Annotated in this window: 1 pseudogene; it reads right to left on the reverse strand. The window is 77.1% G+C overall.

Going from position 1 to position 231, the window contains the following annotated elements:
* Window positions 1-231: pseudogene (locus KVT45_RS57580) on the reverse strand (OpcA/G6PD domain-containing protein); the annotation flags it as partial.

The raw sequence follows: 231 nt of genomic DNA on the forward strand, positions 1-231 counted from the left end.
CGCCGGGACCGGCACCGCAGCAGCAGCGGCCGGAGCCGGAGCCGCCGGCGCGTTCAGGCGCTCCACGCCGAACCGCAGCGCCGACGCGTAGCTGTCGTCCGGGTCGTGCCGGCGCAGCTCCTCCGCGATCAGCTCGGCCGTGTCGCGCCGCTACTGCGCCACCGCTGGGTGGGGCGGGCCTACGATGGTCAGGGTGGCGAGGGAGCCGTCCGCACGGTCGAGGGCGATCGC

Source organism: Streptomyces sp. GbtcB6 (genome assembly GCF_019091475.1).
Lineage (GTDB): Bacteria > Actinomycetota > Actinomycetes > Streptomycetales > Streptomycetaceae > Streptomyces > Streptomyces hyaluromycini.